Below are 26195 nucleotides of genomic sequence, written 5' to 3' on the forward strand. Positions count from 1 at the left end.
AGGCCGGGGGACGAACGCGGTGGAGTGGCGGGGGTGTTCAGACCTGGTGCAGCGCCATCCGCGCGATGGCGTGCGCCGCGCGCTTCTCGACGACGTCGAGGGACTCCCCGATGTGCCGGCGAAGCGCGGTGAGCGCCTCGGGCAGGCGCCCGGCGAGGACGTGCTCGACGATGTCGAGGTGTTCGGCGACGGTCCGCTCGACCCGGTCCTCGGTGAGGTAGTCGTACATTCGCGCCGGCCGGATTCGGAGGGTGACCGATTCCAGCGTCTCCGTCAGCCGGGGGTTGCCCGACGAGCGCAGCAGGGTGTGGTGGAACTCCTCGTCCTGAAGCACGAACCCGGGGTCGGGGGCCGGCAGGTCGGCGCGCAGCGCCCGCCAGTGATCGCGTAACGGTTCGAGGAGGGCGGCATCGTGCGTCACCGCTTCGGACTCCAGGGCGCGGGCGATGCCCCGCAGTTCCACGGTGACCCGCAGCTCATACAGGTCGCGCAGCTCGGTGAGGTTGAGCCTGACGGTGTGGAAGCCGTCCGGCAGCCGCTGGAGCAGTCCGTCGGCGACGAGTCGAACCAGCGCCTCGCGGACGGGGGTTCGGGAGACGCCGAGTCGCTGGGCGAGGTGCAGTTCGACCAGCCGGGTGCGCATCCCGAACTCGCCCCGCAGCAGCATGTCGCGCAGTGCGACGTAGGTCTCCTCGCGCCGGTTCCGTCCGGCCCCGCCGGTTGCGGGGGTCCCGGACGGCTGTGTCGACACTCGTGTATGCGCGGCTGCATCCATGGCCGGAGACGCTAAGCAGCCGCAGTTTCCGTCGCTTTGATCGTTTATTTCTTCGCTGTTAAGGGATCGGCAGGACGCGAACGGGACCGGCCGGGCTCCCCGCCACCGCCAACCGGCCCGCTCGCTCCGGAGGCGCCCCGTGCTCTCTCCCATGGAGCGGCCGGGGCTGGTTCCGCTTCGCGGTCACCGCCCGCCGAGCGGCCCCTGGCACGCGCGGCGCGTGGGGTGGGGCCGGCGGCGACGTGGCGCCGCCGGCCGGCTCCGGTGAGCGGTGTCTATCCGCCGTATGCCGCGAGCAGGCGGTCATACTCGGCTGTGGTCACCGGGAGTACGGTGCCGTGGCGCGGGCTTCCCGGCATGGCGTGGTCGGTGACCAGGCGCCAGTCGCCGCTGGCCAGGTCGGTGGTTTCGAACGGCACATAGCCTCGGCCGCCGTACTCGTCGATGAAGAGGTACCACCTCTCCTCGGTGTTGGACCTGAAGACCAGCGGACCTTCGCCACTGCTGATGGCGCCGTGGCCGATGCCCTCGCGCACGGCGGTCCACTCGCCGGTGAGCGCGGTGCCCTGTTCCTGGAAGACCATCTTGCCGTACGGGTTCGCGTCGTCGGCACCGCGCTCGTCCTTGGAGAAACGCTGGTAGACACCGTTGTGCTGGATCACGGTCGAGTCGATCACCGACCAGCCGCGGTCGATCCAGACCCGCGCCTCGGTGAAGCTGACGAAGTCGGTCGTCGTGGCGTAGAGCATCCGGTTGTAGGAGTCGCCGGTGTGGTCCGGGTTGTCATAGAGCTTGGACGCCCAGTAGACGACGTACACGTTCCGCTCGGCGTCCCAAGTGGCCTCGGGGGCCCAGGTGTTGCCCGCCGCCTCCGGCGAGACCATGGCCAGCCGGGGCGCCGACCAGTCGACCAGGTCGTCGGACTCCCAGACAACGATGGCGCGACTGCCGTGGCGCTGCGCGCCGTCCCAGTCACCGTTGCCGTGGATGCGTAGATCGGTGGCGATCTGGTAGAAGCGCCCGCCGTCCGGGGAGCGGAGGATGAACGGGTCGCGCACGCCGCCCGTGCCGACGTCGGAGCGGAGCACCGGGGCGCCGCTGTTCAACTGCCGCCAGCGCAGCGGGTCGTTGCCCTCGCTCAGCGCGAAGTACACCTGCTCGCCGTTCTCGCTGCCCTCGCCGGTGAAGTAGCTGAAGAGGTAACCGCCGTACTCGTTCTCGTGGGGGCGAGGGCCCCCGGTGCTGCCGCTCGCCGTGCCGGTGAACGCCGTTCCCGCGAGCGTCGCGGCGGCGAGTCCGCCGGCGGCACCGCCCAGCAGCCGCCGACGGGAGGGGGAACGCGCGGCCCGGCCAGCGGCTGCTGGGTCGGGCGCGTGGGAGGTGTCTGTGATCACGAGGTCGGTCCCTTCGTTCCTGAGGTGTGAGGAGCGGAGCGCGCCCACGTCCCGGCGGCGCGCCGGAACGTGGGCGTCGCGTCAGGCCCGTGCGCCGGTGCGGGACGCCGCTGCCGCCCGTCGCCACGCGCGGTGGTCGGTGGGGCTGGCGCGGCATCCCCGGCGGCGACGCGCACGCTCACCTGGCCCGTCGCTCCCCTCCGGCGAGCGGAGCGACGGGCCAGGCGTCCGTGCCGTGGCCGGCGCACCCTGATGCGAGGCGTTTCGCCCACGCGGGGCGGGGTGCGCCGCCACGTCTGGGCCGAAGGGCAGCGCGGACGGTGGTTCACCACGGCCGAACGGCGAGGGAGGACGTGCCAGCCCGCGGCTCTGGGGGTCAGTTCCGGCGAACGGAAGGGGTCCCCCGGGCGGCAGCCCCACCAGGACTCCGTGGGCTCGGCACGAGGGGTGCGTCGGGGGTCAGCCCTGGCCCCAGGCGTGGTGCAGCCGGTCCAGGCCGCTCTGGTTGGTGACCTCAAGGGTGAGGTCGGTGCCGCTGCCTCCGAGCGTGGTCAGCGAGTAGGAGTCACCGTTGCGGAGGCCCGGCCAGTAGACCGAGCCCAGGCCCAGCTCCCGGACGGCGTCGGTCGCCGCCTGGATGTAGGCGATCTCGTTGGAGCCGTTGATCGGGCCGTTGTAGTCCAGCCCGGTGGTCATCGCGGCGCCGAACTCGTCGAGCACGGTGCGGGAGGCGCAGGAACCTATCCGGTCGCGCAGGTCCGAGGCCCACTGGTCGTAGCTGGTCCAGTCCTCGTGCCAGAACCCGTACTGGTGCAGGGCCAGCAGCGTGCCGTCCAACCTGCTGTCGGCGCAGACCGGCGTGACGTCCTCGCTGTATCCGGTGCCGCCGATGAGCACGCGCTCCCTGGGCACCGACGGATAGGTCGACAGCCAGTCGGCCGCGATGTCCAGCCACTCCGACTCGGCGTAGCCGTGCGGCTCGTTCATCGGCTCGAAGTAGACCCCGTCGTTGCCGACGTAGTCCGAGGTGATCGCGTCCCACATCGCGTCGTAGGCGGCCCCGTCGTCGATCCGGCCGTCCTTGGAGTTGTCCGCCTCCCAGTACCCCAGGATGACCTTGAAGCCCTGGTCGGTCGCCGCGTCGATCGCACCGGTGTAGGAGCCCCACCAGTCGCCGTTCACGGACGGCGGGTTGACCGGCAGCCGGACCGTGTTGGCGCCCAGCGCCGCGAACTCGGAGATGATCGACTCAGCCTTGGCGTACGTGGTCGCGTAGTCGTCGCCGGTGGACAGTCCCGAGGGGACCACGGCGTCCGAGGCGAAGTTGTCCCGGGGGTCGGCCCAGTTGACGCCCTGGAACTCGCTCACGGCCAACGGCGCCGACGGCTCCTCCTTCGGCTCGGCGGTCGCGAGGGGCGACACGGCTCCCAACAGCAGCGCGGATGTGCCGATGGCGGCCGCATAGTACGCTTTCGGGCGGCTCTTTCGTGACATGACGTGCCTTCCTGATGAGTTGTGTGTGGTGCGCGAGAGAGCGGGCGTCCGGACGATTCGCGGTCGTTCCGGAGCCCGCGCTGGTCTCGTCACCCGCTGCCGGGCCCTCCTGGGGCCCGCTGCTCCGTGGGAGCGGTTGATGCCGGGTGGCGAGGCCAAAGCCTGTCCCTGCCAGGGAAGTTGCCTCCCCAGGGGAGAGCAACGACGGGATGTTTACGCAAACATGGGTGACCTGAAAAAAGACGCCACCGGCGACGAAGAGGTCCTCCCGCACGAAGATGGCGCCACCCAGGGGGAGATGGCCGGCATTCGCGCCAGCTCCTGTGTGTACGTGCGCGAACGACACGAGCCCTCCCGGAGAGCGTCCCGTCCCACCCCAACCCGCCATGGGGGCAGTGACATCGCCCCGAAGGCTAGAAGCAGCCCCAAAAAGGAGTCAACACGTCTGCGCGACATTCATCAGATGCCAACGCCGTCCGGCGCGCCATCCGTTGCCCCGACGCGTGCCGTCGGCGCCTCTCGGAGCTGCTCCCCGACGGCTGCCGCCGGCTCTGCCGTCGAGCGGCGGGGGCGGGCCTCGTTGTTGCCGCGCGGAGTGAGGGCGAGCTGGGGCCGAGTGGGTGCCGAGGTGTCGGTGGAAGTCCTCCTGACCGCGCTGCCACCGGCCGGTGCGGGCGGTGGTCGCGGACGTGAAGCACGGGGACGGGACCGTGGCCGACCGCGACACGTTCGGCGTGCCGTGGGCGCGGATGCGCGAAGCACCCGGCGAGGGACGCCCGGACTTCTCCGCGCTCCATCCGGCACGCCAACGCCGCGTGCAGGCCGTCGCCGCAGGGGGCGCGGCGGGGCCGCCGCCTGCGGTCAGGCGTCCGGGGGCGGGGACCCGGCCCCGGGGGAGCGGTGGGCGTGCTGTGCCGCGCGGGACCGCGTGGCCGCCCAGATGGCGAGGAGTTCGAGCCGGTCCTCGGACGCGGTGCCTGGTTCGGCGGTGTAGACGACCAGGTCGTGCACGGCTCGGTCCGACACGTGGAGGTCGAGGGACTGGAAGGTCAGCTCCAGATGGCCGACGTCGGGGTGCCGGAGCCGTTTGACGCCGTCGTGGCGCATCAGACGACGGCCGGCCGGGCGACGGCCACTTCGGAAGCCGGTGGAGCGCGTCCGACCTGCGGGAGGTCGCCGAGAGGGCGCGGTCGAACGGCTTCACCTTGTGGGACACCGCCGCTGTGTACGGCATGGGCCGCTCGGAGACGGCCCTCGCCCAGGCCCTCACGGGCCAGGACCGTGGCGCGTACCTGCTGTCGACGAAGTTCACGCCGCAGATCGCGGGGGACGGCGACGATCCGGTCGCCGACATGCTGGAGCAGAGCCTCGCCCGCATGGGCACGGACTACGTGGATCTGCTGTGGGTCCACAATCCCGCCGACGTGGCACGGTGGACGCCGCCTCTGATCCCGCTGCTGAGGAGCGGCGGGGTCAGGCATGTCGGCGTCTCGAACCACACCGTCGAGCAGGTCGCTCTCGCCGACCGGCTCCTCGGTGAGGCCGGCTTCCGCGTGGAGGCCGTCCAGAACCACTTCAGCCTCCTGCACCGGGCCCCCGACCGCGCGGGTCTCCTCGACTACTGCCGTGACCACGACGTGCGGTTCTTCGCCTACATGGTCCTCGAACAAGGGGCGCTGACCGGCAGGTACGGTCCGGCCCGTCCGCTGCCGGAGGGCAGCGGACGGGCGGCGGCGTACAACGGCGTCCTGGACCGGCTCCAGCCGCTGACGGAGCGGACGGGGGCGATCGGTGAGGACCGGGGCGCGTCCGCCGCCGAGGTCGCCACCGCCTGGGCCCTCGCCAAGGGGACCACCCCGATCGTCGGGGTGACGAAGGCGGCTCATGTCGACGGGCTGGTACGCGCGCGCGAAACGCGGCTCACGGCCTCGGAGATCGCGGAACTGGAGGCGCTGGCGGACGCCGCGGACGTGGACACACGCGGCTGGTGGGAGCGGGAGACGCGGTAGCGGCCACCGGCTCCGCTGCGGTGCGTCGCCGCCGCCTGCCCCGAGAACGGGCTCGTCGTGGACCCGTTCAACACGCCACCTGCGGGCGGCGACGGTTCTGGGGGGCACCCGCTATGCCGACGTCTCCCAGGCGCTCGCCAGGCACCGCTGTTTCTCCGCCGCGCGGGGCAACATCCTCACCACGCTCGGCCAGGCGGACATCGACCGGTGGCAGAATGCTGGCGGTCACCGACCCGCCGCGTCACACGCGGCTGAAAGCCACACTCGTACCCCACCTGAGCGAACCAGCGTTCCGCGCTCTCTGTTCCGTCGGCGGTCCGGAGCCGGTGCAGCAGGTGGTCGAGGTAGGTGGGCCTGTCGATCAGCGGCACGGTGAAGCGGTGGCCGGAGGAGAACCCGGCGGGGAGTTCGGCCCGTTCGCGGGCCGGAAGTCCGGCAGGGCGGTGGCCCGGTCGGGCGCGTCGTCCAGCGTCAGGGCGTCAGGAGGTGGGCGCCCTCACCGACCTCGTAGGCCTCGGCGATCCAACCGGCGAACTCGTCGTCGAGCTCGCTCATCGCGCTGACACTCACCTGGTGGACGAAGAGTCGCTTGGTGTAAGGCGCCACCGAGCCGAACCTGGGGTCGTCCACCCTCCGTTGCAGGTCCAGGTAGCCGCGCAGGCCGTTGCGGGTGGGGCGTGCGCCGGCGAAGCCCCTGCGGGAGCCCTTGAAGGTGACGCACGACTTCGAGACGGCGAGGCTGAACGGCCCGCAGTGGCCGACCAGTTCGGCGAACCGGTGGTAGAGGGCGACGGCCTCGGCGGGCTTTCCTGCCAGATGGTCTTCGACGGTCCAGTCGCGTGTGGTCATGCCGGGGAGTCTAGGGAGCGCGTTCTCCCCCGGCCAGCCTGTGGGCCGCTCGCCATAGTTCCCTGCAAGGCGGCCCGCGCACGATGGGGGGCCGGGCGTGGCCCGTGCCGCCCGGCGCGGGCCTGTCGAGACGGAGGAGTCCCGATGTTGATCTGCGGTGTGAAGGCCTCGCACGACGGAGGCATCGCTCTTCTGGACGGCGACCGCCTCGCGTTCAGCGTCGAGATGGAGAAGCTGGACAACGCGCCGCGTTACAGCCCGCTCGGCGATCTGCGGCGCGTCACCGGGGTGCTGCGGGACCAGGGGGTGGACCCGGCCGACGTCGATCGTTTCGTGGTGGACGGGTGGTGGCCGGAGGCGGGACGTGACGAGCCGGGCGTGATGATCGGGGACGGCGAGGAGCGCATGTTCCTGCCCGTCGCGCCCTATGTGGAGGGGTTCGGCCAGGACGGCCCGCTGCACCGGCACACCTTCAAGGAGTACGACTTCACCCCGGGAAGCCCCGGGTACGCCAGCTACTGCCACGCCGCCAACCACCTGCTGGCCGCCTACTGCACCAGCCCGTTCGCCGCCCGTGGCGAGGACGCGCTCGTGCTGGTCTGGGACGGGGGCACGACGCCGAGGCTCTACCTGGTCGACGCCGGCGCGCGCTCGGTCCGGCTGGTGTCCTCGCTGCTCCCGCTGTCGGGGAACTACTTCTCTGACTTCTGCTCGCACTTCGAGCCGTTCCACCGGGACACCTCGAAGATGGACAAGGACACCCGCATCCGCTACCAACTGTCGGTCGCCGGCAAGGCCATGGCCTACGCCGCGCTCGGCACCCCGCAGCCGGCGGCGTTCCCCGTCTTCGACCGGCTCGTCGCCGACTTCCCCACGGTCTCGCCGGACAACGCGTTCGCGCTGGGCGAGAAGGTGGCCACGGAACGGGACCGGCTGCTGCCCGGGCTGTCCAACGCGGACATCATCGCCACGCTCCAGGAGTACCTGGGGAGGGCCGTGACCGACCGGCTGGTGCGGCTGGTGCGCCGCCGCTTCACCGGCCGTCGGGTCAACCTCTGCCTCGGCGGCGGCTGCGCGCTCAACATCAAGTGGAACAGCAGGATGCGCGCGACGGGCCTGTTCACCTCGGTCTGGGTGCCGCCGTTCCCCAACGACGCGGGGGCGGCGATCGGCACCGCCTGCTGCGAGATGTTCCGGGAGACGCGGCACACCGCGCTGGAGTGGGACGTGCACAGCGGCCCCGAGGTCTCTGTCGGCACACTGCCGGCGGGGTGGACCGGGACCGCCTGCGACGAGGAGGCCCTGGCCGCCCTGCTGCACACCGAGGGCGAGCCGGTGGTGGTGCTGTCCGGGCGTGCGGAGTTGGGGCCGCGTGCGCTGGGCAACCGTAGCATCCTCGCCCCGGCCGTCGACCCCGCGATGAAGGGCCGGCTGAACCGGCTGAAGGGCCGCGAGGACTACCGCCCGGTCGCTCCGATCTGCCTGACCGAGCGCGCGGCCGAGGTCTTCGACCCGGGCGGGGCCGACCCCTACATGCTCTTCGAGCACCGGCTGCGCGGCGACTGGGCCGAGCGGGTGCCGGCCGTCGTCCACCTCGACGGCACCGCCCGGCTCCAGACGATCGACGCGGACGCGTCCAGCGCCACGGCCCGGGTGCTGGCCGCCTACGCCCGGCTGAGCGGGGTGCCGGTGCTGTGCAACACGAGCGCCAACCACAACGGGCGGGGCTTCTTCCCCGACGTGGCGTCGGCGGCCCGCTGGGGCGGGACCCGCTACGTCTGGTCCGGCGGAGTGCTGTACACCCGGCCCGGTCCCGCCGGCGACCGCGTGAGCCGCTGACTCCTCTCCGCTCTCGTGTGGTTGGCCCCCGCCAAGGCGGGGGCCAACCACACAGGGTGAGCCGTCAGCGCGCGCGGAGAGCCCGGGTGAGCTCCGCCAGTCCCCTGGCCAACTCGTCCGTGGGACCGCCGAAGCCGATCCGCACCCGGTCGGGGTGGCCGAAGCAGTCCCCCGGCACGGTGAGCACCCCGCGCTCGTCGGCCAGCCACTCGCACAGCCGACGAGTGTCGTCGAGACCGCGCAGCCGGGGGAAGGCGGTCACCCCGCCGCGCGGCCGGGGACAGTCGATCAGGTCCGGGTGGGCCGTCGCCCAGGACAGCAGCGCGTCCAGGTTCGCGCGGGCGGTCCGCAGCCGTGGGGCCAGCACCGCGTCGGCCCCCCGCAGCACGGCGGTGGCCAGGAACTCGTTCAGCGGCGAGGAGTTGAGCGTGGTGTAGTCCCGCAGCCGCACCATGTCCCGCACGAGGTCGGGCGGCGCCACGCACCAGCCGATGCGCAGCCCGGGTAGTCCGAACGCCTTGGAGAAGGAGCCGGTGGAGATCGCGCGCGGCAGCACACCGGTCGGATCGGGCAGGCGGTCCCCGTCGTACACCAGCTCCGCCATCGCCCCGTCCCACAGCAGGAACGCGGGGTGACGGGCCATCAGGTCGAGGAACCGGCCGTGGTCGTCCGGGGTGAGAGAGGCCCCGGTGGGATTGTGCGGGAAGTTGGCCACCACCAGCCGGGTGCGGGGGCCCAGCAGCGCGGCCAGCCGGTCCAGGTCCGGCGCGAAGCCGTCGGCCGGGGCCAGCTCCCAGGGCACCGGCCGCGCGCCGAGCGCCTCGACCGTGGAGACCAGGGACTGGTAGGCGGGCCGGGGAACGACCACCTCGTCGCCGGGCCGCAGCAGCGCGGAGAGGGCCAGGAACAGGGCCTCGCTGGAGCCGTGGGTCACCATCACCCGGTGGTCGGGGCCCGGCCGGTAGCGGTCGGCGACGGCGTCGGTCAACTCCTGCCGCCCGCAGGACGGGCTGTCCCGGAAGACGAGCCCGTCCAGCTCGGCCACCGAGACGCCCAGCAGCTCCCTGAGTTCGCCGAGGGCCCAGTTCCGCACGCCGGAGCTGGAGATGTCGGTCGTGGCGGCGAAGTAGCGGTCCCGGAACCAGTCCTCCAGTAGCGCGGGGGCGATCCCGCCCAGTGCGGCGGTCACCGTCCCACCACCCGCGTGTCGGAGGTCAGGCGCTCCGGCCTGGTCCTGCGCAGGTCGGTCACCACGTTGACGCGTTTCAGCCAGCGGTCCGTGCCGTCGTAGCGGGGCCGGAAACGTGAACGGCCGTGCACCACGGTGCGGTTGTCGACGAAGCACAGGTCCCCTGGCCTGAGCGGCAGCTCGTACAGGTTGGCGTCGATGTGGGCGACGAGTTCCGCCAGGGCCCGCTCCGCCTCCGCGTCGCCGGGGACGGCCGAGGTGTAGTCGCGGTCCACGCACAGCTGCGGGGCGTCCTCGGGACCCGTCAGCACCGGAACGGGACGCGGCACGGCGGTGCCGCCGCGCCGGGAGTGGGAGGGGTCGGGCTCGATGAGGAAACGCGCCTGGGCCAGCACCTCCCTGGCCGCGTCGCCGAGCGCGGCCGGCACCACATGGGAGACGGTGGTCGTGGTCCGGTCGGGGTTGCGCAGGCAGAGCAGGCCGATGTGGTCGCCACGGGAGGGGGAGAACGCGTCCTCGGTGTGCCAGCCCAGGGGAGCGTGGCTGCTGGAGCTGATGGGGCTGTTCTCCTGGCCGCGGATCGGCAGGACGTCGGTGACCAGCCGGCCGTCCTGCTGCGTCGCCCAGCCGATGACGTCCCCCAGCAGGGCGGCGTGGAGCATCAGCAGGAAGGCGTAGGCCCGGCTGCGCTCGGTGTCCGCCTCCCGCCAGTGCCGGGGCGTCGGCTCGGGCCCGAGCGCGTCCAGGGCGTGGCCGGACACCACCACGGTGTGGCCGATGTCGTCCAGCCGGGCCCGGTTGAGGAAGGACCGCACACGCCGAGGGAGTTCGTGGGCGATGACGGTGGACTCGGCAAGGAACTCCGGGTTCGCGACCGAGCGGTACTCCGCGGTGACCTGGGCTGCGAGGCCGCGCAGCCGCGCGGCCTCGAAGTCGTCCAGAAGCAGGGTCGCCGTTCGCTCGACGGGGGCGGCCGTGGCCTGTCGCGCTTCGGTGAGCATGGGACGAGCCTTTCTCGTGTTCCGGTTCAGAGCGCGACCGGCCGGGGCACGGACGCGAGGTGGCGGTGCAGCACGGGGCTGATCACGGAGAGCGGTTCGGGGCCGGTCATCTCCTCGTGGGCGCAGTCGACCCGCTGGGTCACGAGCGGGCCGGTGAGCAGCCCGCGCCAGAGGTCCGCCGAACGGCCACCGCCGTCGCCGGCGGCGGCCGTGAAGAGCAGCGTCGGGCCGTCGTGCGGCTCGACCCTCGCCCGGCGCACCAGGCGGACGGTGCGCGCCGCCGCCGAGGCGACGGCGGCGACCAGGTCCGGGTCGAGTCCCGACTCCGCGAGCCGGGGCCCGGCATGTCGCAGAAGGACCTCACCGGGGGTGTCGTCCCACGGCGTTTCGCTGTCGGGGGCGGCGCCGAACTCGGCGAGCACGACGGCGAAGACGTCGTCCTCGCCCTCGCCGCGCGTGCCCGGCGGGGCCCCGGCGTCCCAGGTGTGGGCGGGGAAGGAGTCCAACAGGGCCAGGAGATCGACCCGTTGGCCCTCGCGGCGCAGCCGGACGGCCATGGCCTGGGCGATGTTGCCGCCCAGCGACCAGCCCAGCAGCCGGTAGGGGCCGTCCGGCTGGACCGCGCGGATCTGGCCGAGATAGTCCGTGACGAGCGCGTCCAGGTCGGCGGGTTGACGGCCCGGAGCGTTGATGCCCCGGTTCTGGAGCGCGTAGAGCGGGACGTCGGCGGGCAGGTGACGAGCCAGGCCGGCATAGCACCAGCCGAGCCCGGTCACCGGGTGGACGCAGAACAGCGGGGGCTCCGTTCCCGACGGGCGCAGCGGAAGCAGGACGTCGTAGTCCGCGCGTCCGGTCTGCCTCCGGTCCAGCAGGCGGGTCAGGCCGCGCGCCGTCGGCTCCTGGAAGAAGCCGCGCAGCCCGATGTCCAGCCCCCACTCGGCGCGCAGCCGGGCCAACAGGCGGATGGCCAGCAGCGAGTGGCCCCCCAGGTCGAAGAAGTTGTCGTCCCCGCCCACCCTCTCCACGCCCAGCACCTCGGCGAGGAGCCGGGTGACTGCCGCCTCCCGGGAGGGCGGACGGTCCCGGCCCGCCCCGGTCGTCGGCCCGCCGGCCGCCGGCGGCGGGGGCAGGGCGGCCCGGTCGAACTTGCCGTTGACGGTGAGCGGCAGGGCCGGCAGGACGACGAAGGCGGAGGGGACCATGAACGCGGGCAGCACGCTCTCGGCGTGGGCCCGCAGCTCTCGCGCGGAGGGGGCGGCGGCCCCGTCGGCGAGGACCAGGTAGGCGACCAGCCGCCGGTCGCGCGGCCGGTCCTCGCGGACGACGGCGACGCACTGCCTGACCGCCGGGTGGCGGGCGACACCGGCCTGGACCTCGGCCAACTCGACGCGGAAGCCGCGCAGCTTGACCTGCTGGTCGACCCGGCCCCGGTACTCCAGCCGGCCGGCGTGGTCCACCCGGACCAGGTCGCCGGTGCGGTAGCAGCGCGCGCCCGGCGGGCCCGAGGGCGAGGGAACGAAGCGAGCGGCGGTGGCGCCGGGTTGGCCGAGGTAGCCGCGCGCGAGCCCGCCCTCGACGTACAGCTCCCCCGTGCCGCCCGGGGGGACCGGGCGGGCCCGGCCGTCCAGGACGTGCACCCGGACCCCGGGCAGCGGGGTGCCCAGGGGAGGCGTCGCGACCTCGGGCGAGCCGGCCGGCTCCAGGCGGAACGTCGTCGTGGTGCAGGTGGCCTCCGTCAGCCCGTAGACATGGACCAGCGGCACGCCGAACTCCCGCCAGGCGGCGACCTGTTCGGGCTCGACGCGGTCGCCGCCCATGGCGACGAAGCGGACGGGGGAGGGGATGCCCCGCCCCTCCCCGCCGAGCGTGGCCACCCACTCCTGCCAGTAGGGGGCGGTCAGTTCGAAGCCGGTGATCCGGTGCCGCGCCACGTAGTCGGCGAGGTCGGCCCCGCTCTCCAGCAGGGGCGTCTCGGGGATGACCACCGTGCCGCCGGCGACCAGGACCGGCAGCACCTCCTCCAACAGCACGTCGAAGCCGAACGGGGCGAGTTGCAGCACCCGGTCGTCGGGACCCAGCCGGAAGGCGTCCCGCATCGCGAGGCTGAACGCGGCCAGCTCGCGGTGGGTGAACATCACGCCCTTGGGCGTCCCTGTGGAGCCCGAGGTGTGGAAGACGCAGGCCAACTGGCCGGCGTGGGCGCGCCGTTCACCCGGGGACTCCGTCGCTGGGTCCGCGTCGTCCCCGGCGGTGACCGTGAGGCGGGGGCCGGCGAACGGCGGGGCGTCGGCGGGGGACCGGTCGGTCAGCAGCAGGCGCGCCCCGGACGAGGCCAGGACGGTGGCGGTCCGCTCGCGTGGGCTGCGCGGGTCGAGCGGCAGGAACGCGGCCCCGGCCTCCCACACGCCGAGCAGGGCGACCACCAGTTCGGGGGACGGGGAGAGGTGGAGGGCCACCACCGACTCGCGGCCCACACCGACGGCTCGCAGCCGCCGCGCGAGGGCCGCGACGCGGGCGCGCAGCCGCGCGTAGGTGAGGGTGGCGCCGTCCTGTTCGACGGCCACCGCGTGGGGGGCGCGGGCGGCGGCCTGGGCGACCAGTTCGCCCACGGGCCGCCAGTCGCCCCCGTCGACCGCCTCGCCGGCCGTGTCCTCGGCCGCCGTGCCCTCGCCGGCCGTGTCCTCGGCCGCCGTGCGGAGGGCCGTCAGCCGGGTGGCCAGCCGGCGGGCGGTCTCCTCGTGCCAGAGATCGGCCGAGGCGAAGAGGTGCCAGCGGCCGTCCCGTTCGATGAGACCGAGGTCGGCCTCGGCGACCGGGTCGCTGCCGGCCGCGCAGGCGACGCTGGCCACCACGGCCCCGTCGGGTCGGTCGTGGAGGTGGCCACGCGCCGGCACGGTGGCTGCCTCGGGCAGCGGCCGACTCAGGGACCGTTCGGCCTCGGCGGTCGGCGGCAGACGAGGCTCGGTCCGCTCGGCGGGGAACGCGTGGAGCGGAGCCGTGGCCTGGTGCTCCGTCCGGCAGGCGCCGGTGAGCAGGACCGTGCGCGCCTCGCCCAACTCCCTCACCAGGGCGACGAGCAGGGCGGTCGCCGTGGCCACCGGCACGCCGTCGGGGGCCGGCGGGGTCGCCCAGCCGACGGGGGCCGACCACCGCCCGGGCCGGTAGGGGTCGAGGGGGGTGCGGTCGAGCGGCAGGCTGAGGTAGAGCGGCGAGCGGCCGGTCGTCATCGGGGCCGGTCTCCTTTCCCGGGTCGTTGGAGGGCGGGACTCGTCAGGGAAGGGCGTCAGCCCAGGGCGTAGACCAGGGCGGCCAGCCGTTCGGCGACGTCGTCCGACGGGACGCCGGGAACGTCGCAGGGCCCCAGGGACAGCGGCCTCCGATGGCCCGTCAGCCGTCGCCAGGCCGCGTCGGCCGCGTCGGCCTCGGCGGTTTCGGGCCCGGCGTCGTCGGCCCGTCCGCCGGTCAGCCGCACCCACTGGACCAGTTCGCGCGGCGGGCGCCGCCCCGGCGGTGGGCCGGAGGGGCCGGCCGGGTCGACGATCACCAGGGGCGGCCACGCGCCGTGCGCGGCGCGGGCCTCGGCCGCGACGCGAAAGGCGGCCGACGCCCCCCGCCGCAGGCCCGCCAGCAGGAACGGGGCAGCGGGAGGCCGCGTGGCGTCGGGCGGGGCCGTGGGATCGAGCAGCCAGACCGGGCGGGTCTCCTCCAGGGCGGCGATCCAGCCGTCCAGGGCGCGAGCCTCCTCCCGGCCCTCCGCGACGAACACCACCGCCGGCACCCCGGGGCGCCCCGCCCGCCGCCGGGTCAGCCGGCCACGGAGCAGCGGGCCGAGGTCGGGCGGGGCGGCGTCGGCCGCCGAGGGAGCGGGGGCGGAGTGCCGCGTCGCGGCCAGGGCGGCCAACAGGGCCCGGTTCACCTTCCCGTTGACGGTGAGCGGCAGCTCGGGCAGCAGCGCGTAGTCGGCCGGCCGCATCGCCTCCGGCAGGGCCGCGGCCACGCGCTCCCGGACGCCGGCCAGCAGGCGGCGCGCGGCCTCGGTCGTCGGGACCGGAACGCCCGGGCACACGACGGCGGTCAGGGACGCCGTCTCGCCACGGACGGCGACGGGCACGACGCAGGCGGCGGTCAGGGCGGGATGCCCGGTCAACACGTGTTCCACCTCCGCCGGTTCGACCCGGTGACCACGAATCTTCACCTGCCGGTCCGCCCGGCCCCGGAGTTCGAACTCGCCGTCGGCGCGCCGGCGGGCCAGGTCGCCGGTCCGGTAGAGACGACCGCCCACCGTCCCGGGCGCGGGTACGAACCGCAGGGCCGTGGCGCCGGGCCTCCCGTGGTAGCCACGGGCCAACGCGACGCCGCCCACGCACAGTTCGCCGGTCGCGCCGGCGGGCGCCTCGGCCAGGTCGCGACCCGTGACCCGGGCGGTGACCCCGGCGATCGGGGCACCGGCGGGGAGCACGCCGGGCTGGGGGCCGGGGGGCAGGAGACGGGAGAGGACATAGAGGGTGGTTTCCGTGGGCCCGTACAGGTGGCGGACGCCCGCCGTGCGGGCCGTCAGCCGGGCGGCGAGGCGGGGCGAGACCACGTCGCCGCCGCACCACGCCTCCAGGGCGAGGTCACCCGGCCAGCCGGCGAGCAGGAGGATCTCCCACAGTGCCGGTGTCGCGTGCAGGAAGCGGGGCCGCGTCCGGTCCAGGAGGGCGGCCAGCCGGTGCCCGTCCCCGGCCTCCCCGTCTCCGGCGAGCACGGTCTCGCCGCCGGCGACCAGGGGGAGGAACGTCTCCAGGAACGCGATGTCGAACGTCCACCCGGTCACGGCGAGCAGCCGGTCGCCGGGGCGGATGCCGGAGTCGGCGGCCGTCGCGGTCAGGCAGTTGGCCAGCGCCCGGTGGGTGACCGCGACGCCCTTGGGCTCGCCCGTGGAGCCCGAGGTGTAGAGCAGATACGCGAGTTGGTCCGGGTGGAGCGCGTCGCGCGCCGCGCACGGGCCGTCCGCGTTCTCTTCGTTCTCTTCGCTTCGGTCGTCGAGGAACGCGGCGGCGGGGACGCTCGCGGTGCCCTCGGGCAGGCTGGAAGGGGCGTCGGCCACCACGAGGTGGGGGGCGCTGTCGGCGAGGACGCGTGCGGTGCGGTCCGCCGGGTGGTCGGGGCCGAGCGGCACGAGGACGCGGCCCGCCCGGAGCACCCCGAGGAACAGGGCCACGGTGGCGACGGTGCGGGTGGCGAGCACGGCGACGCGGCCCTCGGGCGGCACGCCAAGGGCCCGCAGTCGGGCCGCCGCCCGGCGACTGAGCCGGTCGAGCGTCGCGTGATCCAGGGTCGTCCCGGCTGCCAGGACCGCCGTGGCGTTCGGCCGTTCGCTGGCCCAGCGAGCCACCAGCTCCGGAAGGAGAGGTACGTCCAGGGGCGGGCGATCGACGAGGTCAGGCACGGGACACGACTCCTTCCCCGGCGGGCGAAGCGGGCCGCTCCGGCGTGGTCGCCGGCCCGGCGGGGCCATGGATCTCCGCGTGCCGGTCGCTGACCAGCCGCGCCAGCCGGGTCAGTCCCTCCTCCGCCCGGTCGGGGGAGAGTTCGCTGAACGACAGGCGCAGGACGTGGTCGAAACAGGTGCGCTCGCCGGCGCCCCGGGCGCCGACGGCGAAGTACCGCATCGGCGTCCACAGCACCCCGTAGTCGCCGGCCGAGCGGGCCAGCAGCGCGTCGTCCGCCGGGAAGGGCACGGTGAGCGCAAGGAAGAAACCACCGTCGGGGCGGGTCCAGGACACCCCGAGCCGTTTCCGCTCCACCGGGGGGAAAAGCCGCTCCAGGGTGGCCAGGACGCGGTGCAACGTGGCGTGGTAGCCGGCCCGTTGCGCGTCGTTGGCCCGGTGCAGGTCGTGGCCCGAGCGCAGCAGCAGCCCCGCCACGGCGGCCTGGCTGAGCGTCGAGGTGTTCAGGGTGACCATGCCCTTGAGGGCGGCGAGGTCGTCGGCCAGCAGATGGCGGCCGGTTGCCTCGGCCACCCACTGGTCGGCGACGGCGAAGCCCAATCGGGCGCCGGGGAAGGCGGACTTGGCGAAGGAGCCCAGCCGGACCACCCGACGAGCGCGGTCGAGGGACTTGAGGGTGGGCTGGGGCGGGGCCAGCGTGAAGGGCCGGTAGGGCGTGTCCTCCAGCAGCAGCAGGTCCACGTCGGCGGCGGTCGCCAGCAGCCTGGCGCGGGTCGCCGCGTCCAGCGTCGTGCCCCGTGGGTTGGCCGCGTCCGGCACCACGTAGCAGGCCACCGGCCGCAGCCCACGGGCCCGTTGGGCCAGGGCCACGGCGGCGACCCGTTCGGGGAGCCCGGCCGGGTCGCCGTCGGGAACGGCGGCCACCCGCAGGTCCAGCAGCCGGGCCGCCCCGGTCGCGCCGACATAGCAGGGCTCGGGAAGCATCAGGACATCGTCGGGCGAGCCGAACAGCGCGCGCAGGGTGAGGAAAAGCGCCTCCTGGAGGCCGTTGGTGACCACGACGGAAGCGGGGTCGACCGCCGTGTCCTCCTCGGTGCGCAGCAGCCGCGCGACGTGGTCGCGGACCAGGCCCGCGCTCGGGCCGTACTGGAGGAGGGTGCGCTGCGCCTCCTGTGGGCCCACCCGTGCGCTCAGGTCCGCCAGCCAGCGTCGGACGTCGGCGATGACCTGCTCGCTGTCGAGCGGTTCGGTCCTGGGCCGGCCCGGCGCGAAGGAGATGGCCTCGGGGTGGCGCAGGGTGATCTCGTTGAGGAAGGACATGGTGCCCAGCACCGGGTCCCGCAGGCTGCCGTGCAGGTCATCGACGGCGATGACCTTCTCCCCGACCTCCCCGACCTCCCCGACCTTCCCGACCTCCCCGGTCTCCCCCGCCGCCGCCCGCGCGGGGGCGGAGGGCGCGGCGGTCGGGGGCCGGGCCGGCGGGGTCAGCAGCGAGACGTCCAGGTCGGCCGCCCGTGGCTGGCCGCTCAGCAGGAGCGTGTCCTCGAACTCGGCGCACAGCAGCCCCAGCAGGTCCCGCACCCCGTGCTCGCCCCCGACCGCCAGCGCCTCCAGCACCGGGCGGCCGACCAGAACGCCGGCGCCGCCCAGGGCGAGCGCCGTCGCCACGTCCCTGCCCCGGCGCACCCCGCCGTCCATCAGTACCGGCAGCCGTCCGGCGGCTGCCGCGACGGCCTCGGGGAGCACATCCAGGGCGGCAGGCGCACCGTCCAGCTGCCGCCCGCCGTGGTTGGAGACGATGACGGCGTCCGCGCCGTGGCGGGCCGCCAACTCCGTGTCCTCCCCGGTCAGTACGCCCTTGACCACCAGGGGCAGCCGGGTCGTCCGGCGCAGCTCGGCCACCACCGACCAGTCAAGGCCCGGGCGGAACGCGGCGCGGGCGTGGCCGCCGGGGTCGGCGGTCCCGGCGGCCTCGGGCAGGTTGACGGGCCGCAGGGTCGGTGGGACGCGGAAGTCGTTGGCGGCGTCCCGGTGGCGGCGCCCCAGCCGGGGCGTGTCCACGGTGACGACCAGGGCGTCACAGCCGGCGGCCTCGGCCCGCCGCACCAGCTCCCGGGTGACGTGCCGGTCCCGGAACACGTAGAGCTGGAACCACAGCGGTGCCGGGGTCAGCGCCCGCAGCTCACCGACGGCGACGCCGGCCATACAGCTCACCACCATGGGCAGCCCCAGCGCGCCGGCCGCCGCGACGGTGGCACGCTCCCCCTCGGGGTGGCACAGCCCGTGGTAGGCCATGGGGGCCACGGCGAACGGCGCGGCCCAGGTGCCGCCGAGCACCTCGACCGAGGTGTCGCAGGTGGCGGTGCCGGTCAACACCCGGGGCCGCAGTGTGGTCCGGTCGAACGCCTCGGTGTTGGCCCGCAGGGTTCGCTCCTCTCCCGCGCCGCCCTGGACGAAGTCCCAGACGTTCTCCGGCAGTCGCTCGCGCGCCGCGCGGTGGTAGTCGGCCGCGGTGCGGGGCCGGAGCGCCCGGCCCGGGCGGACGGGGCGGGTGGGGGCGGTCACCGGCTCGACGCCCCGGCGGCCTCGGTGCGCCGCACGGCCTCGTAGAGGGCGCGGATGTTGGCGCTGCCGAAGCCGCGGGCGCGCTCACGCTGGATCAGCTCGTAGAAGAGGCCGCCGTCGCGGTGCGGGGAGCGGGTGAAGATCTGCAACAGATGCCCCCACTCGTCCTGGTCGAGCAGCACCCCCGCCGAGCGGATCGCCGCGAGCCGCCCGGCCGGTGCGGCCCCGGTCTCGACGAGCCGGTCGTAGTAGGCGTCCGGCGTGGACAGGAAGTCCACGCCGCGCGGCCCGAGCCGGCGCACCGCGTCGACCACGTCGTCGACGAGGAAGGCCAGGTGCTGGACGCCCGGGCCCCCGTTGGCGGCGAGGAACGCGTCGATCTGGCCCGGGGCCCGCGTCGCGTCCGGCTGGATCATGGTGAAGGTGACCGAGCCGGCGGGGTCGCGCACCACCAGGGACTCCATCGCCTGGTCGCCCACCTCGGTGTACTCCGAGGAGAAGCGGTTCAGGCCGAACGCGCACCCGTAGTGCGTGGCGGTGGACTGAAGCGTGCCGGCCGTCAGGCAGACCGCGACATGGTCCAGCTGGCGCGCGGTGGCCGGGCGCGCGGCCCCGGTGGTCCGCCAGTCGCCGGGCGGCAGCGGTGCCGTCGGGGGCACCAGGGTGTGCGAGACGGACCCGAACCCGCCGACGCGGGCGGTCGGTTGGTCCCCGGTGGGCGGGCGCAGCGGGGCCGCCCCGGCCGCGACCGCGCGGCCGTAGGCGGCCGGCACGTCGCGGCAGCCGAAGGCGATGTCGACGACGCCCTCCCCGTGCCGCGCCAGGTGGGCGGCGACCTCGTCCGCGGGGCCGGTGGGCGCGGTCACCACCAGCCGCACCGACCCGCCGGTGAGCAGGGTCGACCTTCTGGCCTTGCCCCCGGGGCCCCGGTGGGAGACCGCGGTCGGCGTGAAGTCCAGGGCGGACGTGAAGTGGGCGAGGGCCTCGGCGTCGTCGTGGACGTACAGCTCGACATGGGCGAGCGAGTCGGCGGTCATCTCAGCTCCAGAAACGGACGGTGGAGGTGCTTGCCTGCCACGCCAGCCTCACCAGGCCCGCTATGGCCGGCCTATACCGCCCGGCCCGCCGTATAGGCCGGCCATAGAGGTCTGTCCCAGGCTCCTTCACGTCGGGCGGTGCGCCCTCGGACACGGATCGTGTCGGGTGCCTCGCCCTGCCCACCAGGCGTCCACACCGTCCACCGCGTCGAGAACGGGATGACCAGATGCGTCAACGAATCCATGTGATCTCCAGCGACAGTGTGGCGGGCTGGCTGCCCGAGTTCCGGGTGGCGGAGGCGGACCGGCCCCGGCTCGCCGCGCCCACCGACCGCGCCGAGCTGGCCGCCCTGGAAACCGCCCCGGGTGAGCGGGAGTTCGTCTTCGTCTCCGACCACGACACGCTGGCCCGCGACCTGGCGTGGGCCGGGGAGTTGCGACGGGCGGGCCACCCGGTGCGCTGTCAGTCGGCGACGGCCGTCGGACTCGCCCTGGACAAGGTGGAGATGAAGCGTTTCCTGCGCCGCTCCGGGGTAGCGACGCCGCCCTGGCGGGCGCCGCGACGCGCGGCGCCCGACTGGCCGATGGCCCCGGCCGACGCCGTCTGGAAGCAGCGCACCGGCACCCAGAGCCGGGGCATCCGCCTGGGGCGCAGCTCCGACACCCCGTCGGCCGACGAGTACGGCGAGGTCTACCGGGACGGCGTGGAGTTCTCCGTCAACGTCTTCGCCCGGCAGGGGACCGCCACCGTGCTGCCCCCCGTCTGGAAGGGGCCGACCAGCAGACAGCTGGTGCCGCCCTGGCAGCGCACCCGGCTGTGCGCACCGGGAACGGTCGCGCCCGAGCTCGCCGCACGGCTGGTCCGGACGGCGGCCGACCTGGCCGGGGCCCTGGAGGCCGACGGCTTCCTGGAGGTCGAGTACCTGGTGGGCGACGACGGCGTGGCCCAGGTGCTGGAGATCAACCCCCGCGTCTCGGGCACGCTGCGGATGTCGGCGCTGGCCGCCGCCGAGCCGATCCTCTCCTGGTACGACGCGCGGCCCCTGCCCGAGTCCCTGCCCGCGCTCCGCTGCGCGGTCGAGGTTCCCCACGCCGGCCCCCGGTTCGTGCTGCCCGAGCGCGGTGTCTACGCGACCAGTCGCCTGACCGTGGTCGCCGCGACGCCGCAGGAGTTGCTGCACCGGATCGACGGGCTGCGCGCCCTGGGGGTGTCGGACGCGGCGGTCGACGCCCTGCTCGACGAGACCGCCTCGCCCCTCCTCACCGACCTGCCGGCCATGGCTGGTGTCTGACGGCGGTCCGCACCGGACCGTCCCCCGCTCCCACCCGCATCCCACCTCCCTCCCGCTCCTCCCTCCCGACCCGTTCCCACCCCTTTCCACCCCTTCCCACCCCTTCCCACCCCTTTCCACCCTTCCTCTCCTTCCTCAGACAGGAGCACCACTGTGACCACCCAGACCGACCCCACGACCTCGCTCGACGCCCGCATCGGCGCGCATCTGGAGCGCGCGTTCACCCCCGAGCAGGTCGCCGACATGGCCCGGCACTTCGAGGAGGAGGGCTTCGTCCGGCTCAACGGCCTGGTCCCGGACGACGTCTTCCAGGGGCTGCACGCCGAGGTCGACGCCCTGGTCGACCGGGCCAGGCGCATCGACATCACCATCCCGACGACCAGCAACACCAAGCGCTCGATGAGCACCGTCCACCAGGGCGCGATCCACGAGCAGTCCGACCTGATCCCCGAGCTGTACGGCTCGCCGGCCCTGAAGACGTTCCTCGGCCGGGTCGCCGGCGAGGAGGTCATCGACTGCCCCTTCGACGACGAGCAGTACGTGATCACCCGTCAGTACCGCGCGGGTGACACCCACGGCTGGCACTGGGGCGACTTCCCGTTCACGGTCATCTGGCTGTTCGAGGTCCCGGACCTCAGCGCCGGCGGCGCCCTCCAGACGGTGCCCCACAGCACGTGGAACAAGGACGACCCGCAGGTTGAGCGGTGGCTGGCCAGCCGCGAGCCGAAGACCTGGACGTTCACCTCCGGCGACATCTACTTCCTGCGCAGCGACACCACGCTGCACCGCACCACCCCGCTGACCCGCGACACCAGCCGGGTCATCCTCAACACCTGCTGGGGCTCGATCGCCGACCTGGGGCGTGAGATGACCCACGAGACCATGAGCGCGATGTTCGGCGGCGCGGAGGACGGCCGATGAGCGGCGCGGCCCCCGACACCGAGGAGCAGTTCGAGGTCAGCGTCTTCGACCGGCCCGACGTCGCCTTCGACGTGGTGCGCAACATCGAGGAGCAGTACTCGGTGTGGCCCGACGGCTGGCAGCTGCCGGCCGGTTGGGAGCGCACCGGGTTCAGCGGGCTCCGCGACGACTGCCTCGCCCACATCGACGAGGTCTGGACCGACATGCGTCCGGCCAGCGTGCGCCGCTGGATGGAGTCGACCGGGGGTGGCGACTGAGATGACGATGGTTCAGGCACCGGCCCCCGTCTCCTCGACGGGCGGCGACCTGCTCGATGTTCTGACACGCGGCGCCGACCGGCACGCCGACCGGGTGGCGGTGCGGGACGCCGACGGCACCGTACTGACCCACCGGGAGTTGTGGGCCGCCGCCCGCGCCGAGGCCGCCGGCCTGGTCGCACGGGGCACCGGGCCCGAGGACCGGGTCGGTGTCCTGGCCGAACGCACCGCCGGCACCGTGGTCGCCGTCCTGGCCGTGCTGCTGACGGGGGCCGCCTATGTGCCGGTGGACCCGGCCACGCCCCGCGAGCGCCGCGAGGAGTCCCTGACCCGCGCCGGCGTCAGGGAGGTCGTCGACGGCGCGCGGCTGGGCCGGGTCCCCCGCCACCCGGAGGACCACGCCGGCGGTCGCTCAACCCCCGTTCCCGCCGCCTCGCTCGCCTATGTGCTGCACACCTCGGGCAGCACCGGCCAGCCGAAGGGGGTGATGATCGAACGGGGCTCGGTGGCGAGCTTCGTGACGGCGGCCAGGGAACTGTTCGCCGTCACGGCCGAGGACCGGGTGTTGCAGTTCTCCTCGTTCGCCTTCGACACCTCGGTCTTCGAGGTGTTCACGGCCCTGGCGGCCGGTGCCGAGCTGGTCGTCGCCGGGCGCGCGGAGCGGTCCGACGTGTTCGCCCTGGCCCGGATGATCCGTGACCACGGCGTCACGGTGGCCGACATCCCGCCCAGCGTCCTGGAGTTGATCGACCCGGCCGAGGTGCCGGGGCTGCGGCTGATCCTCTCCGGCGGCGAGCCCTGCTCCGGCGCGCTGGCCGAACGGTGGGCCCCCTCGGTGCGGTTCTGGCACGGCTACGGGCCGACGGAGACGACCGTGGCGGCGGCGGCCGGGGTCCCCGACCGGGGGCGGGCGGCCGGCATGGCCCGGGTGCCGCTGGGCGAGGGCATCGGCGAGGCGGAGCTGCGCGTCGTGGACGCCCACCTCGCCCCCGTCGGCGATGGGAGCGTCGGCGAGCTGTGCGTCGGCGGGCCCGTCGTCGGCCGAGGCTACTGGCGGGCTCCCGCCGCCACCGCGCTGGCGTTCGTCCCCGACCCGGAGCCGACGGCCCCCGGGGCCCGGCTCTACCGGACCGGCGACATGGTGCGCCGCGACGCGCACGGGCAGTTGCTCTATCTGAGCCGGCGCGACCGACAGGTGAAGGTCAACGGGGTGCGCGTCGAACCCGGCGAGATCGAGACCGTGCTGCGCCGGGACCCGGCGGTGCGCCAGGCCCTGGTCGACGCGTTCGAGGTGCGCGGCCGTGAGCTGCTGGCCGCCGTGGTGACCGGCCGGGGCCTGGACGCGGCCGAGGTGCGGGCCCGGCTGGCGGCCTGGTTCCCCACCTGGATGGTTCCCGAGCGGGTCCTGGTCCTGGACGCGATGCCCCGGACCCTCACCGACAAGGTGGACCGGCTCGCCCTCACCACGCTGCTGGAGGGCGAGGCCCCCGGGGCGGCCGGGAGCCCCGGCGGGCTCGACGGGTTCACCGCGCTGGAACACCGGGTGGCGACCGAGCTGTTCGCGCCCGCCCTGGGCAGCGTGCCGGCCTCCCCGCTGGAGGACTACTTCGGCATGGGCGGCAACAGCCTGGAGGCCATCCGGATGTTGGCGGCCGTGCCGGAGATCTTCGGGGTGGAGGTTCCGGTGGCCGACTTCATCGCGGACTCCTCCGTCGCCGCCGTGGCCCGGGCCGTGGCCGGGGCGCAACGGAACGAGGCGGCCCGCGATGACGGTTGACGACCTGCGCGAGGTGGACATCCACCCCGGCGGCCCGCTCTCGGTCGCCCAGGCGGAGTGGTGGCGCGCCCCGGTGCGTGACCTGTCGATGGCGGGCCTCGGGCTCACCGGTCCCCTCGACGAGCCGGCCCTGGAGCGGGCGCTCGCCGCGCTGCACGTCCGGCACGAGGGGCTGCGGTGCGTGGTGCGGACGTCGGACGACGGGCCGCCGCGCCAGCGGGTGCTCGGCGTGGTCAACGGGTCGCTGGACCGCGTCGGGCCGCTGCCCGAGGGCGCGTTGACGGCCTCCGCGCGGCGGCTCGTCGGCACGGCGGACGGCCCGGCCGGCCCCGGGCTGCGGGCGCTGCTGGTGCGCCAGGCGCCGCAGGAGCACCTGCTGGTGCTGGCCGCCCACCCGCTGTGGGTGGACGAGTGGTCCTGGCAGATCCTGCTCCGCGACCTGGGGGAGGCATACGCCCGCGAGAGCGGCCTGACCACCGGGCCCGCACGGCCGCTGCCGCCCGGGGTGCGGGAGGCCACCGCGCGGGTGGCGCGCCGCCAGGCGGACGGCTCCTGGGAGCGGCACACCGCCTACTGGCGGGACCGCCTCGCCGAGGCCCCGCCGACGCAGCCGTTCCCGGCCGGCGACGGCGGGCGGCGGGGGCACGGCGCGGTGTGGGAACACCGCGTCAACTCCGAGACGGCGAACGGCCTCAGCGCGCTCGGCCGCCGCCTCGGCACCGCCGACTGGCTGAACCTGCTGCTCCTCTACGCCTGGGTCGCCGGGCCCGAGCTCGGCACGGACCACCCCGTGGTGGGCGTGCCGGCCGCCGGGACTCGGCTGTTGCCTGGCCTGGCGGACACGGTGGGGCGGCTGAACGGGATGCTGCCCGTGCCGTTCCGGCTGGACGGCGGGGCGGGCTTCGCGGCTGCCGCCATGGCGGCCCAGGAACTGGCCCGCCGGGACTTCGCCCACCAGGAACTCCCCTACGACCTGGCCGCCGGCCCCGGCCGACGCACCCCGGCCGCGTTCAGTATGCGCTATCCCCTGCACGAGCCGCCCGAACTCCCCGGCCTGCGGACCCGGTTGCTGCACTTCGACGACCCGCCCGCCCCGTTCGACGTGTGGCTGAGGGCCAGGGCCGACGCGGACGGCCTCCGCCTGGCCTGGTGCTTCGACCCGGCGGCCGTCGGCGGCGAGCGGGTGGCGGCGATGGCGGAAACCTACGGCCGGCTCGTCGGGGCGGTGGTGCGCGAGCCGGACTCGCCGTTGGACGTGCTGGCCAGCGCGGCGCGCGCCCCGGGCGCCGGGGGCGAGGGCGGCTCGCGGTCCGGGAGCGGCGCGGTGCGCGTGGTGCCGACCCGGTTCCGCCCGGGCACGCCGACCGTGGTGGTCGCGCCGGCGCCGAACGGCCCGGCCGACGCCTGCGCCTCCCTGGCCGCCGACCTTCCGCCGGACGTCTCGGTGATCGGCTTCCGCGTCGACGCCGATCCGGGCGGCGACGTCGCGCGGTTGGCGGCGGGCGCGTTCGCCGCCCTGCCGCCCTCGGTGCTCGCCACGGGCGTCGTCTTCGCCGGCTGGGGCGACGGCGGGCTGGTCGCACAGGAGTTGGCGCGGCTGGCGACGACCAGGACGCGGGAACTCGCCCCGGTGTTCGTCGTCGACTGCGAGCCGGGGCCCAAGGCCGGCTCCGCCCGCGCCTCCCTGATCCGCCCCGCCCATCGACCTGTCTTCCACGGCGGCCCGCTGCACCTGGTGCTGACCCGCCCGGCGCGTGGCGAAACCGCCTGGCGTCCGCTGACGGAGCGCCTCTTCGTCCACCTGGTGGGCGGCACCACGCCCGTGCCGCCCCAGCGGCGGATCGCGGACGTGCTGGCCGAGGTCGCCCGCGACCAGGCGCGCGGCGCCCCCGGAGACCGCAACGAGCCCACCACATCCCGGACGCGCACCCCGCTGGGGCCGTACGGGAGCAGGAACCACCGGAGCGTGAGTGACACATGACGACTACTGACACGGCCGCCCGCGCCGACGACCTCGCCCCCGCCTCGGCGGCGACCGTGCACGAAGCGGTGGCCCGACGCGCCGTCGAGGCCCCGAACGCGGTCGCGCTGAGCGAGGGCGACCGACGGACCAGCTACGCTGAACTCGACGCCGCCGCCGAGCGGTTGGCCGCCCGGCTGCGCGCCGTCGGCCTGGGCCGCGAGGCACGCGTCGGGGTGCACGTCCCGCGCGGCACGGACTTCGTGGTCGCGGCGCTGGCCGCGCTGAAGGCCGGCGCCGCCTACGTGCCGCTCGACGTCGGCTACCCGCCCCAGGCCCTGGCGCGCGTCGCCCGCGAGGCCCGTCTCGGGGCGGTGGTGACGGCCGAGGGCGGCCCGGCCGGC

The 26195-nt window shown here is 74.7% G+C and carries 19 protein-coding genes; 8 read left to right on the forward strand and 11 right to left on the reverse strand.

What is annotated here, in order from left to right:
- Positions 1-37: 37 nt before the first annotated feature.
- The 4 genes from EBN88_RS07460 to EBN88_RS07475 all read right to left on the reverse strand — a co-directional run bounded on the left by EBN88_RS07460 (position 38) and on the right by EBN88_RS07475 (position 4770).
- On the reverse strand, positions 38-775 hold the full coding sequence (locus tag EBN88_RS07460; protein ID WP_122183025.1) for a GntR family transcriptional regulator: 738 nt from the start codon (positions 773-775) through the stop codon (positions 38-40).
- Between the two features lie 275 nt (positions 776-1050).
- Positions 1051-2169, reverse strand: coding sequence for a glycoside hydrolase family 43 protein (locus EBN88_RS07465; protein WP_325052732.1), 1119 nt, complete (start codon positions 2167-2169; stop codon positions 1051-1053).
- 459 nt (positions 2170-2628) lie between these two features.
- Positions 2629-3663, reverse strand: coding sequence for a glycoside hydrolase family 5 protein (locus EBN88_RS07470; RefSeq protein WP_122183026.1), 1035 nt, complete (start codon positions 3661-3663; stop codon positions 2629-2631).
- 861 nt (positions 3664-4524) lie between these two features.
- Complete coding sequence (locus tag EBN88_RS07475) at positions 4525-4770, reverse strand: MmyB family transcriptional regulator (RefSeq protein WP_122183027.1); 246 nt, start codon at positions 4768-4770, stop codon at positions 4525-4527.
- A gap of 56 nt (positions 4771-4826) precedes the next feature.
- Between EBN88_RS07475 and EBN88_RS07480 the strand changes: the two genes are divergently transcribed.
- Positions 4827-5672 (forward strand): aldo/keto reductase, encoded by an 846-nt coding sequence (locus EBN88_RS07480; protein WP_233580519.1) that lies wholly within the window; start codon positions 4827-4829, stop codon positions 5670-5672.
- 471 nt (positions 5673-6143) lie between these two features.
- Here EBN88_RS07480 and EBN88_RS07490 read toward each other — a convergent pair whose 3' ends face one another.
- Positions 6144-6521, reverse strand: a complete 378-nt coding sequence (locus EBN88_RS07490) for a DUF5655 domain-containing protein (RefSeq protein WP_122183028.1) — start codon at positions 6519-6521, stop codon at positions 6144-6146.
- Positions 6522-6665: 144 nt separating this feature from the next.
- Between EBN88_RS07490 and EBN88_RS07495 the strand changes: the two genes are divergently transcribed.
- Positions 6666-8360, forward strand: coding sequence for a carbamoyltransferase N-terminal domain-containing protein (locus tag EBN88_RS07495; RefSeq protein WP_122183029.1), 1695 nt, complete (start codon positions 6666-6668; stop codon positions 8358-8360).
- Between the two features lie 64 nt (positions 8361-8424).
- On the opposite strand, the gene vioD is transcribed toward EBN88_RS07495, so the two are convergent.
- Genes vioD through hppD form a run of 6 tightly spaced genes read right to left on the reverse strand, consistent with a single transcriptional unit; the run spans position 8425 to position 19584 of the window.
- Complete coding sequence (gene vioD / locus EBN88_RS07500; RefSeq protein WP_158621335.1) at positions 8425-9549, reverse strand: capreomycidine synthase; 1125 nt, start codon at positions 9547-9549, stop codon at positions 8425-8427.
- Complete coding sequence (gene gntD, locus EBN88_RS07505) at positions 9546-10550, reverse strand: guanitoxin biosynthesis L-enduracididine beta-hydroxylase GntD (RefSeq protein ID WP_122183031.1); 1005 nt, start codon at positions 10548-10550, stop codon at positions 9546-9548. Before gntD ends, vioD begins: the two co-directional genes overlap by 4 nt.
- A 26-nt stretch (positions 10551-10576) precedes the next feature.
- Complete coding sequence (locus tag EBN88_RS07510) at positions 10577-13777, reverse strand: amino acid adenylation domain-containing protein (RefSeq protein ID WP_122183032.1); 3201 nt, start codon at positions 13775-13777, stop codon at positions 10577-10579.
- A gap of 56 nt (positions 13778-13833) precedes the next feature.
- Entirely contained in the window at positions 13834-15981 is a 2148-nt protein-coding gene (locus EBN88_RS07515; protein WP_158621336.1) for an amino acid adenylation domain-containing protein, read from the reverse strand.
- Positions 15974-18547 carry an aminotransferase class I/II-fold pyridoxal phosphate-dependent enzyme gene (locus tag EBN88_RS07520; RefSeq protein WP_122183034.1) on the reverse strand — a complete coding sequence of 858 codons (2574 nt, stop codon included), beginning with the start codon at positions 18545-18547 and terminating at the stop codon, positions 15974-15976. The genes EBN88_RS07515 and EBN88_RS07520 overlap by 8 nt, the downstream gene beginning before the upstream one ends.
- Complete coding sequence (gene hppD / locus EBN88_RS07525; protein WP_122183035.1) at positions 18544-19584, reverse strand: 4-hydroxyphenylpyruvate dioxygenase; 1041 nt, start codon at positions 19582-19584, stop codon at positions 18544-18546. The genes EBN88_RS07520 and hppD overlap by 4 nt, the downstream gene beginning before the upstream one ends.
- Before the next feature lie 227 nt (positions 19585-19811).
- On the opposite strand from hppD, the gene EBN88_RS07530 reads away from it, so the two are divergent.
- The 6 genes from EBN88_RS07530 to EBN88_RS07555 all read left to right on the forward strand — a co-directional run.
- Positions 19812-20876, forward strand: coding sequence for an ATP-grasp domain-containing protein (locus EBN88_RS07530; RefSeq protein WP_122183036.1), 1065 nt, complete (start codon positions 19812-19814; stop codon positions 20874-20876).
- 153 nt (positions 20877-21029) lie between these two features.
- Positions 21030-21797, forward strand: coding sequence for a HalD/BesD family halogenase (locus EBN88_RS07535; RefSeq protein WP_122183037.1), 768 nt, complete (start codon positions 21030-21032; stop codon positions 21795-21797).
- On the forward strand, positions 21794-22054 hold the full coding sequence (locus tag EBN88_RS07540) for an MbtH family protein (RefSeq protein ID WP_122183038.1): 261 nt from the start codon (positions 21794-21796) through the stop codon (positions 22052-22054). Before EBN88_RS07535 ends, EBN88_RS07540 begins: the two co-directional genes overlap by 4 nt.
- 1 nt (position 22055) lies before the next feature.
- Complete coding sequence (locus EBN88_RS07545; protein WP_122183039.1) at positions 22056-23831, forward strand: non-ribosomal peptide synthetase; 1776 nt, start codon at positions 22056-22058, stop codon at positions 23829-23831.
- Positions 23821-25812, forward strand: coding sequence for a condensation domain-containing protein (locus EBN88_RS07550; protein ID WP_122183040.1), 1992 nt, complete (start codon positions 23821-23823; stop codon positions 25810-25812). Before EBN88_RS07545 ends, EBN88_RS07550 begins: the two co-directional genes overlap by 11 nt.
- A partial coding sequence (locus EBN88_RS07555) for an AMP-binding protein (protein WP_147472675.1) occupies positions 25809-26195 on the forward strand: 387 nt, incomplete at its 3' end. The genes EBN88_RS07550 and EBN88_RS07555, both read left to right, overlap by 4 nt.

This window comes from Streptomyces triticirhizae, from assembly GCF_003696235.1.
Lineage (GTDB): Bacteria > Actinomycetota > Actinomycetes > Streptomycetales > Streptomycetaceae > Streptomyces > Streptomyces triticirhizae.